The sequence below is a fragment of the Klebsiella sp. PK18 genome (assembly GCF_057784655.1).
The window spans coordinates 3,063,935-3,080,818 of record NZ_CM173493.1 but is presented as its reverse complement, the minus strand read 5'-3'; the positions used below and the strand labels follow the sequence as shown (position 1 = coordinate 3,080,818).

Here is a 16,884-nt window from a genome sequence, read left to right as displayed (position 1 = left end):
ATGAATAAAGTCATTCGCAAAGGCGATACCCTGCGGGAGTATGGGGGCAGGGTGCTGATGGGGCATTATCAGTGTTTTGGTCTGGGATTCGCCTGCAAGGGCGACCCGGTCAAGTGTAACAAACACGGTATGACGACCATTGCTGAAGGCAGCGCACGAACCACGATTGATGGCCAGCCGGTTGCGCTGCACGGTCATCGCTGCGCCTGCGGCTGCACGCTGGTCAGCTCTAACCCAGACTGCGGGGTTGATCAGTGAGGCCGGTACCGGAGTATCCCCCGTACGGAGACGCGCGACCGCCTGGTACGGCCAGGTGGCTATCGGCTTCGGCCCTGCTGGTCCTGCTTAGCGGCGGGGTCAGCGCTTTACTTCCCTCGGCAGAAGGAAAAAGCGCCCTGGCCGCCACCGGGATCCTGTTGGCTCTGGTGCTGGCGGGTACCGGCTGGTTGATCCGGCTGCTGTACTACCGCATGAGCGTGCATAACGCCAGGTTCTATGACCAACTGGTAGCATACGAACAACAGCAATGGTGGGCGGAGCATCGGCAGCCGATCGGGTTACAGGAAGGTCTGTTGCTGGGGCCCATGGGCAAAACGACCACTGACTGGCTGCGGGTGCTAAGCCGTCACCAGCGTCCGCCAGAGGAAGAGAACGAGGGCGGCGGCAGGGCGCTGCGAGCGCCATACCTTTCAGTTTCTGAGGCTATCGCCCGCGAAAAACGGCTGGCGGAACTACTGGTGATGGAATGGCAACGACAGCGCAGTGAAAGAACGCTTACGCCGCCGCTGCGTTGCTACTGGCAGGGAACGGAGCTCGCCTGGCAGGCGTTTCGTGCACAGATGACCCTCACTGTTGCGCAGATGACACTACCCTCACGCCCGTATGCCTGGCGTGGGGAGGCCAGCCTCGCGGAGATAGCACACACTCTGGCGGAAGCTGACCCCGATGACACTGTGCTTATCGCCGGATGTCAGGTGGTTGTCGCCCGGACGGGGGCGGTGCAACCCGCCGGAGAGTCTGCGGTACTGTGGCTCGCCGGACGGGACGGTCCGGTGCACCTGACCAGGGGGGAAACCTATTGCGCAGAAAAAGGGGAGGCCCTGACTGCTGTAGCCGCTCGTGTGCTGGAGCAGAACGAACTGAGCGGCCCCCCGGAAGCCTGTGCGCTGTTTTTTCAGCCGGGACTGGAAGCGCTGGCGCATAGCGGTTGGGATATTAACCTATATCGCCAGGATGCCTGTTGGGGAGACATCGGCGAGATGGAAGGCTTGACCGTTCTGTCGCTGGCGGCGATCTACGCCGCGCACTACCAACAACCGTGTGGCTGGCTAGCCCGCGATCCCTTGAATACCCTCGCAATTGGAATTGTAAAACCTGATGGACAACGTCAATAAACCTGCCGCTATCTCTGTGGCGGCTACGGTTATCGTCTGTATTGCTGCGGTCACGCTTCTGGTGCTCCTGGGCGGGCTGGCATGGTGGCTGTGGGCGATGGATCGTGCCACGCAGTGGGAAACGCTGCGCCCGCTTATCGCCACGGGCTTTATTATCTGGGGGATGGCACTCAGCCTGCTGGTACTGGGGTTTATGGCCTTTCGACTGCTGATAAAAGATAAGGTTAAGCCTTCAGCAGCGCCTGTGCGGCAACCCACCAGGCCCGCCGGGCGCGAAGCCCTTTATGCCCCGCTGAAAAAGCACCTTCACGCACGTTACCGCCTGCGCTGGCGCCGCAAAGTCCGCCTGCTGCTGGTTACCGGGGACGATGCAGCAATCGAACAACTGGCGCCTGGTCTGCGTCAGCAGCAGTGGCTTGAAGGTAACCGCACTGTGCTGATTTACGGCGGTAACCTGATCACAGAGCCCGACCAAGAAAAATACGCCGCGCTGCGCAAGCTGCGCCGTGGCCGTCCTCTGGACGGGATTGTGCGGGTGATGCCGTCGTCTCTGACCCTGACGCCGCAGATAAGCGAGAGCGACCTGCGAGGGCTGGAAAAAATCAGCGAACTGCTGCGCTATGCCGCCCCGGTCTGGCTGTGGAAACTGTGCGACAGTGCGTGGCCGCAGGCTGACCGCGCGGTGCAGGCGGTAGGGGTTAGCTTCCCGTTGCGCGCTACCGAGGACGATGTCGCCCGTCAGCTTGCGCAGATGCTGCCCACGCTGCGGGAGCAGGGGATGCGCCAGATCGCGGAGGAGACCCGCCACGACTTTCTGCTGCGTCTGGGACAGCAGCTTATCGACGGGGGGATCGCGCAATGGCGCTGGCAGCTGGCGCCGTGGCTGACCGCCTCGCGGCAGCGGCTTGCGCTGCGAGGCCTGATGTTTAGCCTGCCAGAGCCTCGTACCGTAGATCCGTATCAGGAGGCGGATACCTCGCCTGCGGGCCAGCCTCATCTCCTGACGCTGCCCGCCACCTGGCTGGGGATCGTCGATGACTGCCGCCGTTTACGCGGGCATCACGTGGGAATGGCGTGGGAGCGGGGCCTGGCGTGCGGTCTGCTGGCCATCCTCGGCCTGTGGGCGGCGGGACTGCTGCTCTCCTTTGCCCTCAATTACAGTCAGATTGCTACAGTCGCGGGAAAAGCCCGCGACCTGGTGGCCCACCCCTCCGTTTCTGACTATCAACTGACGGCCCTCCATGCCCTGCGCAATGAGGCCGGCCGTCTCGTGCACGATGGGCAGAAGGGAGCGCCCTGGTATCGGCGCTTTGGTCTGGACCATCATCAGCAACTATTAAACGCCGTCCTACCCTGGTACGGTGTGGCAAATCATCGCCTGATACGTGACCCGGCCAATGCCGCGTTGCAGCAGGCGCTCAGCGCGCTGGTCAACTCCGCCCCCAATAGCGACCAACGAGCCCAGCTGGCGAAACCAGGCTATGACCAGCTGAAAGCCTGGCTGATGATGGCTCGTCCGGATAAAGCCGATGGCGCATTTTTCGCGCAGACCATGAAAACGGTCCAGCCGACGCGAATGGGGATCTCGACCGGTCTGTGGCAAAGTCTGGCGCCGGATTTGTGGGCCTTTTATCTCTCCCTGCTGCCCGAGCGGCCAGAGTGGAAGATCATCCCGGATGCGCAACGGGTGAGTCAGAGCCGTCAGGTTCTGTTGCAGCAGCTAGGTCGCCGCAATGCCGAAAGCACCTTATATGAGAACATGCTCAAATCCGTGCGTCGTAATTTTGCCGATGTGTCGCTGGAAGACATGACCAGTGGCACCGACGCGCGCCGCCTGTTTACCACCGATGAAGTGGTCCCGGGGATGTTTACCCGCCAGGCATGGGAAGGCGGCATTCAGCAGGCCATTGATAAGGCAGCCAGCTCGCGCCGGGAGGAAATCGACTGGGTGCTGAGCGATTCGCGCAAAACGATGTCGACAGACCTGTCGCCGGAGGCGCTGAAAGCGCGTCTGACCCGACGCTACTTCACCGATTTCGCTGGCAGCTGGCTGAATTTTCTCAACAGTCTGCGACTCAACCCGACGACCAATATCGCCGATGTTACCGACCAGCTCACGCTGATAAGCGATGTCCGCCAGTCGCCGCTGATTGCCCTGATGAATACCCTTGCCTGGCAGGGGCAGGCGGGGCAACAAAGGGAGGGGCTGTCGGACAGCCTTATTAAATCGGCCAAAGACCTGGTGGGCGGGAAAGACAAGCCGGTCATCGACCAGTCGGCAACCGGCCCGCAGGGGCCTCTGGATGACACGTTCGGCCCACTGCTCCAGCTGATGGGGAAAAACACGGGCAGCAACGTCATGTCGGCCGATAGCACCCTGAGCCTGCAAACCTATCTGACCCGTATCACCCGCGTGCGCCTGCGCCTGCAGCAGGTTGCGAATGCCTCCGATCCGCAGGAGATGATGCAGACCCTGGCGCAGACCGTCTTCCAGGGGAAAAGCGTCGACCTGACCGACACGCAACAGTACGGTAGCCTGATTTCGGCGAGTCTTGGCGAAGAGTGGAGTGGCTTCGGTAATACTCTGTTTGTGCAGCCGCTGACGCAGGCCTGGGAAACCGTGCTTCTGCCGTCGGCGGCCAGTCTGAATGACAAATGGCGCCGATCGGTGGTCGCCAACTGGCACACCGCCTTTGACGGACGCTTTCCGTTTGCCGCCAGCAAAAGTGACGCCTCGCTGCCGATGCTGGCTGAGTTTGTGCGCAAGGACAGCGGGCGGATCGAACGTTTTCTCACGACGGAGCTGAACGGTGTCCTGCATAAAGAAGGCAGTCAGTGGGTGCCGGATAAGGTCAACAGTCACGGCCTGGTCTTTAATCCGGCCTTTCTGCGCGCCATCAACCAGCTAAGCCAGCTGTCCGACATTCTTTTTACCGACGGCAGCCAGGGGATCAGCTTTGAGTTACAGGCCAGGCCTGCCCCGGAGGTTGTCGAGACACAGTTGACGATAGACGGCCAAAAGCTGCGCTATTTCAATCAGATGGCCGACTGGCAGACTTTCCGCTGGCCGGGGGAGACGTATAAACCCGGCACTCTGCTGACCTGGACCACCGTCAATGCGGGCACGCGTCTGTTCGGTGACTACAGCGGTACCTGGGGCTTTATTCGCTGGCTGGAGCAGGGTAAACGCCAGCAACTCGAACGCAGCCAGTGGATGATGAGCTTCACCGCTCCGGATGGCCGCACCCTGCAGTGGGTATTGCGCTCCCAGCTTGGGAGCGGCCCGCTGGTGCTTCTGGCGCTGCGCGGATTGACCCTGCCGGATCAGATTTTCACTGTCGATGCGGCTGAGAGCGCACAGGCCCTGACGACGGGGGTAGGGAATAGTGACATGGATGAGATGGAATTATGAGCATTTTACAAAATTTGGTTGCCGCCAGTCAGTTGGATGAAAGCGTACTGCAACAGCAGGCCCGGTCACGTCAGGCGCAGTGGCAGTCCTGGCTTGCGCCAATCAGTGACGCCCAACCAACCGGGGACGATCCGGGCTATGACGATGATTTTCAGCGTATCCGCGAGGAGGTCAATAAGATCTCCGGTGTCGATACCGAACTGATTTGCCAGCTGGCAGAAAAACTGCTGACTCAGACCTGCAAGGATCTGCGCGTGATCACCTTTTACGTGTGGGCGCGTCTGCAGCGGGAAGGCGAGAGCGGTCTGGCGGAAGGCGTTACGCTGCTGGCGGCAATGCTTGAGCGGTTTGGGGCTATGCTCCATCCCCAGCGTGAACGTAGCTGTAAATCGGCGCTGGAATGGCTTGGCAGTCGCCGGATGTCGGACAGTCTGTCTCTTTATCCGGAAGTCGACATGACCACTATGCAGGTCATTATCGGGGCGTTATTGCTGGCGGAAGCCACTTTTGCCGGCTTGGCTGAAGCATCTCGCCCCGATCTTTCCGGGCTATATCAGATACTGGAGAACCGCCTGGTGCAAAGCGGCGGAGCCCACAGTCTGGTGCCGCAGACCAGCCGCGAAGAACACGATCTGCTACCCCAACATGCGGACACCGCGCCGGTAATGCATACCGTCACGTCAGGTCGTGATTTGCTCGATCAGGCTAAGGTGCTGGCGAAATATCTGCGCGAGTGTCCCGGCGGATGGCTGGCAGGTCATCATCTGATGAAGAGTGTGCGTTGGGATACGTTAACGGAGTTACCGCCGCTGGATGCCTCCGGCCGGACCCGGCTATTGCCTCCCAAGCCTGAGAGTAAAGCCCATCTTAAACGGTTGTATTTACAGAAAAGCTGGTCGGAACTGCTGGAGCATACGGACACGCTGTTGGCGCAAGGCGTCAACCATCTGTGGCTGGATGTGCAGTGGTACGCCTGGCAGGCGCTGCTGAAACTGGATGCTGACAGTGTACGTGCCGATATCCTGTGCCGGGATATGAAAGGGCTACTGGCTCGTCTGCCGGGGCTGGAAACCCTGGCGTTTAACGATGGTACGCCATTCGCCGATGAAGTGACGCTCAACTGGCTTAACGAATGTGTCCTGGATGAGATGGCCGGATGGCAAGATGAGCCGGTAATGGCGGCGACCAGCGCTGATGAGGTGCTGTCGCTGGAGCCAGAAGTGCTCACCCGCGCGGACGATGAAGGTATTGAGTCGGCGCTGAACTGGTTACAGGCGCAGCCGGGCTATACCACCAGCCGCAATCGGTGGCTGATGCGCTTATTGATGGCGCGGGTCAGCGAGCAGTACGGAAAAAATGAAATGGCGCTGCATCTGCTGGCGGAACTCGACAGCCGCGCCCGGGAAATGACGCTCGAACAATGGAAGCCGGAGCTTATCTTTGAGGTCAAAGCCCGCCGACTCCGGCTGCTCAGAGGCAAGGCCGGGCGCAGTGAGGCAGAAAAAAATCGCTTGCTGCCAGAAATGGAGTCATTGCTTGCCGGGCTTATCGCTCTGGATCCCGCTCGCGCTGCGGTGCTGTGCGCATAATTCACGCATCATTCACATTGCACTCCCTGCACCTGCGGTTCTCTGCATATCTGAAAGATATTACTTCTTCTGGTGATTTATGGACGATTTAACCCTGCGTTATTACGACGCTGAAATGCGCTACCTGCTGGAAGCGGGTGAAGAGTTTGCCCGTGCTCATCCTGAGCAGGCGGCAATGCTCAATCTCGACAAAGCGGGCGCCCGCGACCCCTTTGTTGAGCGCCTGTTTGAAGGTTTTGCCTTCCTGATGGGGCGCATGCGCGAGAAGCTCGATGACGATCTGCCTGAGCTGACCGAAGGCGTGGTCAGTCTGCTGTGGCCACATTATTTACGTACCATTCCCTCGATGTCGGTGGTGGAGTTCACCCCCGACTGGCAGGAAATGAAAGAGCCGATGACGATGGCTAAAGGCTTTGAAGTGCTTTCCCGGCCGATCGGTGAAAAGGGCACGCGCTGCCGGTACACCACCACCAAAGCGATCGCTCTGCAGCCGTTATCTCTTGAGCACGCCCGGCTGGCCACCGATACGGATGGCCGGTCGGTGATCACGCTGCGCTTTACCTGCAGCCAGCTGACGGACTGGAGCCGGGTCGATCTCAGTCATATCCCGCTCTACTGCAACGCCGATGCGCCGCTGGCCTGCGCCATGCACGAGGCCTTTACCCTCAATGTGGCCCGGATGTGGCTGCGCATGTCCGATGAGGTGGACAGAAGGCCGCTGGACGGGTATTTCAGCGCGCTGGGATTTGGCGAGGAGGACAGCCTCTGGCCTGAAGATGGCCGCAGTTTTCGCGGTTACCAGCTGCTGCTGGAGTATTTTACCTTCCGCGAAAAGTTCATGTTCATCGATCTGCGCGGGCTGGAGACGGTGGCTTTTCCGGCCGGACTGGCGTGGTTTGAAATCGACGTCGTGCTGGCGGAACGCTGGGAACATGACTTCCGCTTCAGCGAAAAGCAGCTGCGCCTGCACTGCGTGCCAGTGATCAACCTGTTTCCGCTGGAGTCCGATCCGCTGACCATCAATTCCCTGCAGACCGAATACCCGCTGCGCCCGATGCGCGTGCAGGACGGCCACACCGAAATTTACACCGTCGATTCCGTGATCTCCTCGCACCAGCAGGTTTACGCGCCGTTCTCAAGTTTTCGCCACAAAGGCGGCATGATGCGTCATGACGCGGCGGACTATTACTATCATACCCGGGTGCGCCGTGGCCCCTCCGGGCTGTACAACACCTGGCTTATCGTCGGCGGGGAAGCCTTTGACAATCATACCGTACCGGAAGATGAAAGCCTGTCGCTGACCCTCACCGGAACTAACGGCCAACTGCCGCGTCGCGCGCTGCAGAGCACCGTACTCGATACGGTGATGAAAACCACTTCCGCCAGCGTCGCGGTGCGTAACCTCTGCGCACCAACGCTGCCGTGCTATCCCCCGGCCCAGGACCGCTTTCACTGGCGGGTGCTGAGCCATCTGGGCAGCAGTTTTCTTTCCCTGATGGACAACGCTGAAGTCCTGCGCGGCACCCTGGCGCTGTATGAATGGACCGACAGCGAGATGAATCGTCGGCGTCTGGAAGCCATCCTCGACGTGAATCACCGCGCGACAGAGCGCTTTGCTCAGGGCCATCTGGTGCGCGGCGTGCAGATTGAAGTCACCCTCGACAGTCACGGCTTTGCCGGACGAGGCGACATATGCCTGTTTGGCGAGATGCTTAGCCGCTTCTTCGCGCTCTACACCGACATCTATTTGTTCAACCGCCTGATTATCATTCTGCAACCAACCGGAGAACGACTGGAATGGGAAGAGAAGCACAGCCGACGCATTCCCGGCTGACCCCACGGCTGGAGGCCGACCTGCCGCGGATCAATTTTTACCGCTTCTGCCAGCTTCTGGAAAAACGGCGTCCCGGCCAACAGCTGATGGGGGCGACCAGCCATCCGGCTGACGATCCGGTGCGTTTTTACCCGCATCCGGGGATGGGATTCCCGGCCAGCGAACTCAGAGCCGTGGAATACGATGAGGCCGATGACTGCGGGCCGCCGGTCATTCGCACCACCTTTATGGGGTTGTACGGTGTCGATTCGCCGCTCCCGACGGCATATCTCGATGATATCGCCCAGCGCAGGGAAGGGCATGAAGCGCTGCAGGGCTTACTGGATATCTTCAGCCACCGGATCATGACGCAGTTTTACCGCATCTGGCGGAAATACTCCTGGCCCGCCACCTTTGAGCCTGGCGGCACCGATCGTCTCTCGCAGTCGCTGCTGGGCCTGGCGGGGTTGGGCATCCCCGGCACGACGCAGCATATCGCTTCGCCGGCGTCGCGCTTTCTGGCGCTAACTGGCGTGCTGCGGCAGCCTGGCAAAACCCAGCAGGGGATCCAGGCGCTGGTCACCCTGCTGGCCCCGGAGACCACCGTCAGGGTGAGCCCGTACAGCCTGCGTCCGGTGGCGATCAGCCAGCCGCTGGGGTTTTACGGCGATGACGACTTCTTACTGGACGGCAATATGCCGCTGGGTGACGAAGCGATGGATGCCAGCAGCCAGCTCCTCGTCGCCCTTACCACTGACAATCCCGCGGAGGCGCAGGGTTGGAAGCCTGACGGCCCGCTGTTTCGGGACTTTCTCATCCTGCTGCGGGTATACCTCGGCTGGCGATTCCGGGCCAACATCATCCTGACCGCGCCGACCCGACTGCTGGCTGTCCCGCCGCTGGGGGACGAGCCGTTCTGGCTCGGTATGAACGGCGTGCTGGGTGTGGGGGAGGGCGAGTGTCAGGACGATATTCCTCAGACCTTTACCACCGAGCTGGGTACCTATACGGGCCTGCAGCCTGCCACCTTTCTACAAGGAAACCGACGTGTTACGTACAAGTTTGACTAAAACCGCCTGCCTGCTGCCCCTGCTTGCGCTTTGTCTGAGCGGGTGCGGGCTCACCCAGCGTGTCTCGGAGGGGACCAAAAATGCCTTCAACGCCGTTTTTTATAAGCAAATTAATACGCTGCATCTGGACTTTACCGCGCGTGAAGCGCTCAACACCGATGCCAGAGAGAATCACTCGCTCTCTGAACCGGTGGTGGTGCGCATCTATCAGCTTAAAGATCGCCAGACCTTTGACCGGCTGGTTTACCAGCAGCTGCTGGAGGAGGGGGATATTCTGCTCGCCGCCGATCTCCTCGCCAGTCGCGATGTGGTGATCAGTCCCGGAGGGGATGCCAGTCTGAATATGCCGCTGGAAGCGGAGGCGACGTTCGTGGCGGTTGTCGGCCTGTTCCGCCATCCGGACACAGACAGGAATACCTGGAAGCAGGTGCTGGGGCGTGAGGAATTGGATCCGGACAAGCCGCGCATTTTCACCGCCGAACGCAACCAGCTACGGCTCAGGTCTGAAGCGGCGAAGTAATGTCGAAAACAAACATTTGCGGCGGGGCCATCGCGCCAGTTCGCCCTCAATCTTCGTAACCAGCGAACGGGCGATAACCATCTTCACCACAGTACAGGGAGATAACGTGACAGCGAGGGAACGTTTTTTTAAGAAACTGCAGCAACAGCAAAATCCGCGGCGGACAGCGGCCCTCGACGGGTCGGCCGCCGCGGATATCGCCAGGTTTCGCCAGCAAATGGCGGGGCTGGCTCAGCAGGTAAGTCAGTGGTTTGACGGAACGGGTATCGAGGTGGTGATGTCGACCCGCCACCTCCACGATCTGAGTACCCTTGGCTACAGCCTCAACAGCGGCATCTGCCGCTACGATATCCCGGCCATTCGTCTGCAAAACGGCGAGCGCAGCGTCAATATCGTGCCGCAGCAGCTGTTGGATGGCGTGGAAAAGGGGATCGTGACGCTGAGTCTCGAGACACCCGGCGGTACGGGCTCCCGGGAGGTGTTTTATCTTAGCCTGGCCCCGGAGGAGGGCTGGATGATCCGCAAGGCGCACCAGCCCCCGCAAGCGCGGCTGATGCTTACCGAAGATCGCTTTTTTATGGCGGTCGACAGCCTGGCCTGACAATCCCTGACAGGCGATGACGTTCCCGCGGCGGCGGTGCAAAGCGCGCATCGCCGCCCGGGGATATCAGGCGCCAAACGCGCCGTCGATGGTGTGCATGGCGCCAGTGACAAATGACGCCTCCGGACCGGCCAGCCACGCCACCATTCCCGCCACCTCTTCCGGGCGGCCATGGCGCTTAATGGCCATAAAGCTGTGCATCAGCTCTTTCATCGGACCGTTCTCCGGGTTGGCGTCGGTATCAACAGGGCCGGGCTGGACGACGTTGACCGTGATGCCGCGCGGGCCAAAATCACGCGCCAGGCCACGCGCCAGCCCCTGCAGGGCCGATTTGCTGACCGCATAGGCTGCCATTCCCGGCACCGGCATGCGATCGCCATTGACCGAACCGATGACAATAATGCGCCCGCCTTCCGGCATGCGGCGCGCCGCTTCCACGGAGGCATGGTAGGGGGCATGAATATTGATGCGGAACAGGCGATCGATGGCATCGCTGTCCTGCTCGAGGGCATCGCCGAAAATGGCGATCCCGGCATTGACCACTAACACGTCCAGCGGGCCGCTGTCGCGGACCAGGCTTATCACCGCATCACGATCGGCGCTATCCGCCTGCACCGCCGTGCTGCCGGTCTCCGCCGCCAGCCGCTCGGCCGCTTCCGGCGAACCGGAATAGCTAAACACCACCGATGCGCCATCGGCGACAAAACGCCTGACAATCGCCGCGCCAATTCCCCGACTCCCGCCTAAAACCAGCACTGATTTGTTGTGAAATGCTGTCATATCCCGTACCTCATGATATTGTAGTGACGATTACAATATGCTGCGGCAAAACAGGCTGTCAAGGATTAATATAGTGACCACTACAAAACAAGGGCGTACTCCGGGACGTCCTCGCCAGTTTGATGCGGAACAGGCCATTGAAACGGCACAGCGCCTCTTTCACGCGCGAGGCTATGACGCGGTGAGCGTGGCCGATCTGACCCAGGCTTTCGGTATCAATCCCCCGAGTTTTTATGCCGCTTTCGGCAGCAAGCTCGGGCTGTATACCCGCGTCCTGCAGCGCTACAGCCAGACCGGGGCCATTCCCATCGACGCCCTGCTGCGAGACGACCAGCCGGTGGCGGCGTCGCTCATCGCCGTGCTGCAGGAGGCGGCTCGCCGCTATGTGGCCGATCCGGCCGCCGCCGGCTGTCTGGTGCTGGAGGGGGTACATTGCCAGGATGCCGACGCCCGAGGGGCGGCTGGCGAATGGCATGCCGCGGCAAGAGCCAAAATCCAGCAGTATATCGCCCGCCATCGCCCGCAGGACGCGCTGCGGGTGACTGACTATATGGATACGCTGATGCTTGGCCTGTCGGCGAAAGCGCGGGAAGGGGATAGTCTGCCGCGTCTCCTGGAGACCGTGCGGCTGGCAGGCCTGGCGCTGGAGCGCATCCTGCCAGCCTGAGTCGTCAGATGGTTTGTCCGCCCGACACCTCGATCCGCTGGGCGGTCACCCAGCGGTTATCGTCGCGCAGCAGGCTGGCGATCATTGGCCCAATATCCTCAGGAACGCCCACCCGTCCCAGCGCCGTCATGGCGGCAAACTGCGCGTTAACCCCCGCGTCGTCCCGCACCAGCCCGCCGCCAAAATCGGTGGCGATAGCCCCGGGGGCGATGGTATTGACGGTGATGCCGCGTCCGCCCAGCTCGCGGGCCATGTACACGCTCAGCATCTCCACGGCCGCTTTGGCCGCAGCGTAAGCGGAGAAGCCAGGATAGGAGACGCGGGTCAGCCCGGAGGAGAAGTTAACGATCCGTCCGCCGTCTGCCAGCAGCGGCAGCAGGGTTTGTACGAGGAAAAATACCCCCTTAACGTGGACGTTAAACAGCCCGTCGAACTGCGCTTCGCGCGTTTCGGCCAGCGGGGCGAATTCGCCGTGCCCTGCGTTATTGATCAGGTGGTCGAAAGTGGCCCGCCCCCAGACGCTGGCCAGCGCGCTGCCGAGGCTGTCGGCGAAGGCCGGGAAGCTGGCGGTTTGCGCCATATCCAGCGGCAGGGCGATGGCCTTGCGCCCCAGGGCGCGGATGTCGGCGACCACCTCTTCCGCCTGTTCGAGATTGCCGCGGCAGGTGACGATGACATCCCCACCCTGGCGGGCGATATCCAGTGCAGTCTGACGGCCAAGGCCGCGGTTGGCGCCGGTAATAAGTGCAATCTTAGTCATGTTCGGTCCTCTCTGGTATGTTGAGGCTCTACAATAGGGGCCGCGCGTCAGGCCGGGTTGCCCAATCCTTGTTATTTTTTGCCCATTTCTCTCCGTTCACTCCCTTTTCCCGGGAAATAGCGCATACTCAGGCTTTAAAACTTGCCTGAAAGGAACTTATGCGCGACGCCCTGTTCGATCTCTGCCGCCGGTTTGCCGATGCTCATGTCGATAGCAGCGGGGTGGCGGTTACCCCGGTTCCCGGTATCACTCTGGTGCGGGCCCTGCATCCTGGCGATCTACAGGCGGCTATCGCCAGGCCGCTGGTGGCCATGCTGCTCCAGGGGCGTAAGAGCGTGACCACCGGCCTGGCAAGCTTTGACTATGGCCCGGGCGAGGCGATGGTGATTGCCGCGGATGTCCCCACCACCAGCCAGATCACCGAGGCCAGTCAGCGTTTTCCCTATTACGCGCTGGTGCTGGAGCTGGACCTGGCTATCCTGCGCGAGCTGCAGGAGGCCGGGCCGTCAGGGCCGGATGAGGCGCCCCGCGTCGGTATCGAACCGATGAATGCCGATGTGACGGATGCCGCTTACCGGCTGGCAAGACTGTTTGATCAACCGGGGGCGCTGGCGGTGCTGGGGGAAGGTCTGCGGCGGGAGCTGCATTACTGGCTGTTGCAGAGTGTCCATGGGCCGGCCATTCGGGCGCTGGGCGCCGTAGACAGCCATTCAGCGCGGATCCGCCGGGCGGTGGCGATGCTGCGCCGGGATTTTATGCAGCCAGTCAGCGTCGACGCGCTGGCCGACGCCGCCGGGATGAGCGTCTCTGTCTTTCACCGTCATTTCCGCGCCATGACCACGCTGTCGCCGCTGCAGTTTCAGAAGCAGTTACGCCTGATCCACGCCCGCCGCCTGATGTTGGCGGAAGGGATGAGTATTGCGCAGGCTGCCGGGGAGGTGGGCTATATCAGCGTGTCGCAGTTCACCCGGGAATACGCTCGCCTGTATGGCGCGCCGCCGGGCCGCGATCGTCGACGGGAAAAAATGAGCGCCTGACCTGGCGCGCGGGCTGGCGGCAGCTCATCCCTGAGCCTGGCGCCGGTGGTTTAGTCCACGAGGGTCGCTGTGATATGCACTTTATTGCCCATTCGCGCTTCAGTAATGCGATAGGCGGTCGCGCCCTCGCGGGCGGCCTGCTGGCGGATTTTGCTCTCCGCATGGTCCAGGGTATCGCCGGTGGCGGTGATGGTTCTGGCATTTGCCGCCAGAGGCAGCAGACAACTCAATACGATCAGTGGAATTAACTTGTTCATCGTCATTCTGTCCTGTGAGAGAAAATCAGCGCGCGGTCTGCAGCCAGCCGGCAATGTCCTGGGTCGGCAGCTGGTGGCGGGCATTCCAGGTGTCGCCCATCGGCCACCACACGCCATCCCCCCGGGCGAAGGCGGCGCGATAGCGCAGCATGGCGTCATCCGGGTCTGTCCGCAGCTGCTCCAGCAGGGCGGGCAGGGTGTGGACGGCTTTGCTGAACGTCTGCTGCGTTACGCGCTCCACGGTATCTGCCAGCTGCCGGTAAGAGGTCGTTTCGCCGGCAACAAACACCACCTCGTTGACGATCCGCGGCTGATGCAGATAAATCGCCGTGGTCAGGCGGCCAATATCCGCCGGTGAGGTGACGGTCACCTGGTTATCCCAGCTGCCAAGGGCGTGAAGGGTTCGGTTGGATAAATTCACTACATCGAAGTCTGGTTCGAAGAGAAAGCTGGTAAACATCCCGGTGGAGACAATGACCCACTCCGTGGCCCGCTGCGCGCGCAGCAGGGTCCGGACATCGTACTGCTCGTCCCAGACCGGCTGACCGCTGCCTTTGCCGACCACATCGTAATTGACGCCAAACTGCCAGGGAAAATAGCGGGGTACCCCGGCCGCCAGCACCGCGCGGGTAATTTTCAGCTGTGTCCCCGGACCGGCGACAAACCCCATGCAGTTAATCACGGTGGTGAATCCGCGAAACTGATCGGCCAGCGTCTCCATGGCGCTACCGGCGATGTCGACGGCGAGGAGGGTGGCTCCGGCGTCGGCCAGCGCCTGATGGTTTGCCGACCGCAGCTGGCCGGCTTCATCCCTGGCCGCCGGCGAGACGATAACCGAGACCGTGCCCTGGCGCTGGATCACCGCAGGCACCAGCGCATCGAGAACGGCGGCGCCCAGTTGTCCCGCTCCCAGCACCAATACCTTTTCCTCATGATTAAGATTATCAGTTTTCATTTTGACTCCTTGCTCAGTTAAGCCTTGTACTGACTGGATACAGGCTCAGTGTAGGGGGGCGGGCATCATTCGATAAGAACAGGATTTCGGGTTAGACTGTTCGTGATAATGGGATAATAATTGCCGGGGGAGTACGAAATGGACAGACTGGATGCCATGCAGTTGTATGTTGCGGTTGTGGATGCCCACAGCTTCGCCCGTGCGGCGGAGGTGCTCGGGCAGCCGCGCTCCACGGTATCGCGGGTGGTGAAGGAGCTGGAAGCCTGGCTCGGGGCGCAGCTTCTCCAGCGCACCACCCGCAAGCTCAGCGTGACGGCGGAGGGTCGCCGGTATTATGAGGAGTGTAAAAGGCTGCTGGCCGAGATGGCGGCGATGGAAGCCTCTTTTCCCGGGCGCTCGGCTCAGCCCGCCGGGCGATTCAAAGTGGGGATGCCGCAATCCCTTGCCCGCCACTGCATTCTGCCGAGGATCGGCGAGTTTTTGCAGCAGTATCCCGACCTGGAGCTGATCCTCTGCTCAAGCGACAACGTGGAAGATATTATTCAGGAGGGATTCGACTGCGTGATCCGTACCGGGCGGATCGAAGATTCCACCACCCTGGTGGCGCGTCCTCTGGCCCGCTACCGCTGGATGGTCCTCGCCTCGCCGGCCTGGCTCGCGGCCCACGGCCGGCCGCAGAGCATCGACGATCTGCACCACCACCGGGCGGTGGGCTACCTGAACCACCGTACCGGGCGGACCATCGACTGGCTTTTCTCCCTCGATGACGGCGACTGCGCGATCCGTATGCAGGAGACGCTGGTGGTCGACGATACCGATGCCTACATTCAGGCGGGCATTCAGGGGCTGGGCCTGATCCGCGTCGCCAGCTATCTGGCGCAACCTTATCTGCAGAGCGGCGCGCTGGTCGCCTGTCTGGAGCAGGCCGCTTTTGATCTTCCCTTGTCGCTGGTCTATCCGCAAAACCGCTATCTGCCGCCGGCGGTGCGCGCGTTTTATGACTGGAGCAGGCACGTTCTGCAACCCCCGCTCAGCGAGGCCTGATGCCGGGGCATCGGCCCGGTTATTGACCGCGCATGGCCTGTTTTAACTTCGCCACCAGCCAGTTCAGCGCCGGATCCTGCGCCCGGCGTTTGTGCCGCAAAATGCACAGCGTAAATTCCGGATACGCTACCGGCGGAGCGTCCGCGCGCAGCGCATACTGCGCCTGCCAGCGCTGCGCCAGCCCCTGCGGGACGGTGGCGAACAGCGGCAGGGTGGTCAGCAGCAGGGGAAAGGTGGAGAAATTCTGCGTGGCAAAGCGCACGCGCCGCGCGAGTCCCTGGCTGGCGAGCTGGCGGTCAATTTCACCGTGGCCGGTTTCGCGATAGGCCACCATCACGTGTTCCCAGGCGACAAAGTCGCTCACCGACAGCGGCCCGCGACAGGGGATCTGCTGCGGCGACCACAGGGTGGTGACTCCCATGGTCATCACTGGCTCGCTGACCACCTCCCCGCGGCTCTGTTTGTTGACAGACACCGCGACATCAATGCGCTCCTCCTCCAGCAGCTGGCGAACCTGGAAGGGGTCGGCGGCTATCGACTGCAGTGAGACCCCGGGCGCCTCCTGCATCAGCCCGGGTAACAGCTGGGGTATCAGCCAGTGTTCGCTCCAGTCGCTGAGGCCGATGCGAAAAAGCTGCTGTGCGCGCGCCGGGACGAACTCCCCGGCGCCAAACATCGCCGAATGCAGGTTTTCCATCAGCGGCTGCAGGTCGGTCATCAGCGCTTGCGCCCGCGGCGTCGGCAGCATGCCTCTGGCGCTGCGCACGAACAGCGGGTCGTCAAACATCTCGCGCAGCCGCTTCAGCGCCCCGCTGATGGCCGGCTGGCCAAGATGCAGCACCTCTGCGGTGCGGGTGACGCTCGCTTCGCGGTACAGCACCATCAAGACCGTCAACAGATTCAGATCGATACGACTAAAATCATTTTCAATGATTTTCTTCATTATGATAATCAATTTGAATGTGGGTTATCCCGGCAGCATAGT

General features: G+C 61.5%; 16 protein-coding genes. 11 read left to right on the top strand and 5 right to left on the bottom strand.

The features are described 5' to 3' along the window. The 8 genes from AC3EMD_RS15125 (at nt 1) to AC3EMD_RS15090 (ending at nt 10,399) form a co-directional block, all read left to right on the top strand. On the top strand, nt 1-258 hold the full coding sequence (locus AC3EMD_RS15125; protein WP_002902252.1) for a PAAR domain-containing protein: 258 nt from the start codon (nt 1-3) through the stop codon (nt 256-258). After that, nucleotides 255-1,394: a hypothetical protein gene (locus tag AC3EMD_RS15120; protein WP_012968402.1), complete on the top strand. Its 1,140-nt coding sequence runs from the start codon at nt 255-257 to the stop codon at nt 1,392-1,394. The genes AC3EMD_RS15125 and AC3EMD_RS15120 overlap by 4 nt, the downstream gene beginning before the upstream one ends. Beyond that, nucleotides 1,378-4,806 (top strand): ImcF-related family protein, encoded by a 3,429-nt coding sequence (locus AC3EMD_RS15115; RefSeq protein WP_302073575.1) that lies wholly within the window; start codon nt 1,378-1,380, stop codon nt 4,804-4,806. Before AC3EMD_RS15120 ends, AC3EMD_RS15115 begins: the two co-directional genes overlap by 17 nt. Continuing rightward, a complete protein-coding gene (tssA, locus tag AC3EMD_RS15110; protein ID WP_302073574.1) occupies nt 4,803-6,395 on the top strand; it encodes a type VI secretion system protein TssA in 1,593 nt (530 codons plus the stop codon). The genes AC3EMD_RS15115 and tssA overlap by 4 nt, the downstream gene beginning before the upstream one ends. A gap of 79 nt (nt 6,396-6,474) precedes the next feature. Then, nucleotides 6,475-8,229: a type VI secretion system baseplate subunit TssF gene (gene tssF / locus AC3EMD_RS15105; RefSeq protein ID WP_049010058.1), complete on the top strand. Its 1,755-nt coding sequence runs from the start codon at nt 6,475-6,477 to the stop codon at nt 8,227-8,229. Beyond that, nucleotides 8,193-9,278 (top strand): type VI secretion system baseplate subunit TssG, encoded by a 1,086-nt coding sequence (gene tssG / locus AC3EMD_RS15100; protein ID WP_302073573.1) that lies wholly within the window; start codon nt 8,193-8,195, stop codon nt 9,276-9,278. Before tssF ends, tssG begins: the two co-directional genes overlap by 37 nt. Continuing rightward, nucleotides 9,256-9,798: a type VI secretion system lipoprotein TssJ gene (gene tssJ / locus AC3EMD_RS15095; protein ID WP_032739994.1), complete on the top strand. Its 543-nt coding sequence runs from the start codon at nt 9,256-9,258 to the stop codon at nt 9,796-9,798. Before tssG ends, tssJ begins: the two co-directional genes overlap by 23 nt. Nucleotides 9,799-9,904: 106 nt before the next feature. Further along, nucleotides 9,905-10,399 (top strand): hypothetical protein, encoded by a 495-nt coding sequence (locus tag AC3EMD_RS15090; protein WP_302073572.1) that lies wholly within the window; start codon nt 9,905-9,907, stop codon nt 10,397-10,399. Between the two features lie 66 nt (nt 10,400-10,465). On the opposite strand, the gene bdcA is transcribed toward AC3EMD_RS15090, so the two are convergent. Further along, a complete protein-coding gene (bdcA, locus tag AC3EMD_RS15085; RefSeq protein WP_008805173.1) occupies nt 10,466-11,179 on the bottom strand; it encodes an SDR family oxidoreductase in 714 nt (237 codons plus the stop codon). A 73-nt stretch (nt 11,180-11,252) separates the two neighbouring features. On the opposite strand from bdcA, the gene AC3EMD_RS15080 reads away from it, so the two are divergent. Further along, nucleotides 11,253-11,846 carry a TetR/AcrR family transcriptional regulator gene (locus tag AC3EMD_RS15080; protein WP_012541973.1) on the top strand — a complete coding sequence of 198 codons (594 nt, stop codon included), beginning with the start codon at nt 11,253-11,255 and terminating at the stop codon, nt 11,844-11,846. A 4-nt stretch (nt 11,847-11,850) separates the two neighbouring features. On the opposite strand, the gene AC3EMD_RS15075 is transcribed toward AC3EMD_RS15080, so the two are convergent. Continuing rightward, a complete protein-coding gene (locus AC3EMD_RS15075; RefSeq protein ID WP_022066352.1) occupies nt 11,851-12,606 on the bottom strand; it encodes an SDR family NAD(P)-dependent oxidoreductase in 756 nt (251 codons plus the stop codon). 158 nt (nt 12,607-12,764) lie between these two features. Here AC3EMD_RS15075 and AC3EMD_RS15070 point away from each other — a divergent pair, with 158 nt between their 5' ends. Then, entirely contained in the window at nt 12,765-13,643 is an 879-nt protein-coding gene (locus tag AC3EMD_RS15070; RefSeq protein ID WP_004151595.1) for an AraC family transcriptional regulator, read from the top strand. A 50-nt stretch (nt 13,644-13,693) separates the two neighbouring features. Here AC3EMD_RS15070 and AC3EMD_RS15065 read toward each other — a convergent pair whose 3' ends face one another. Next, nucleotides 13,694-13,900: a YdgH/BhsA/McbA family protein gene (locus tag AC3EMD_RS15065; protein WP_016160878.1), complete on the bottom strand. Its 207-nt coding sequence runs from the start codon at nt 13,898-13,900 to the stop codon at nt 13,694-13,696. Between the two features lie 25 nt (nt 13,901-13,925). Beyond that, nucleotides 13,926-14,855 (bottom strand): aromatic alcohol reductase, encoded by a 930-nt coding sequence (locus tag AC3EMD_RS15060; protein ID WP_302073571.1) that lies wholly within the window; start codon nt 14,853-14,855, stop codon nt 13,926-13,928. A 138-nt stretch (nt 14,856-14,993) separates the two neighbouring features. On the opposite strand from AC3EMD_RS15060, the gene AC3EMD_RS15055 reads away from it, so the two are divergent. Further along, nucleotides 14,994-15,899: a LysR family transcriptional regulator gene (locus AC3EMD_RS15055; RefSeq protein ID WP_049155411.1), complete on the top strand. Its 906-nt coding sequence runs from the start codon at nt 14,994-14,996 to the stop codon at nt 15,897-15,899. A 19-nt stretch (nt 15,900-15,918) separates the two neighbouring features. Here the strand turns inward: AC3EMD_RS15055 and AC3EMD_RS15050 are convergent, their stop codons facing one another. Then, nucleotides 15,919-16,842, bottom strand: a complete 924-nt coding sequence (locus tag AC3EMD_RS15050; protein WP_115656328.1) for a LysR family transcriptional regulator — start codon at nt 16,840-16,842, stop codon at nt 15,919-15,921. Between the last annotated feature and the right edge of the window lie 42 nt (nt 16,843-16,884).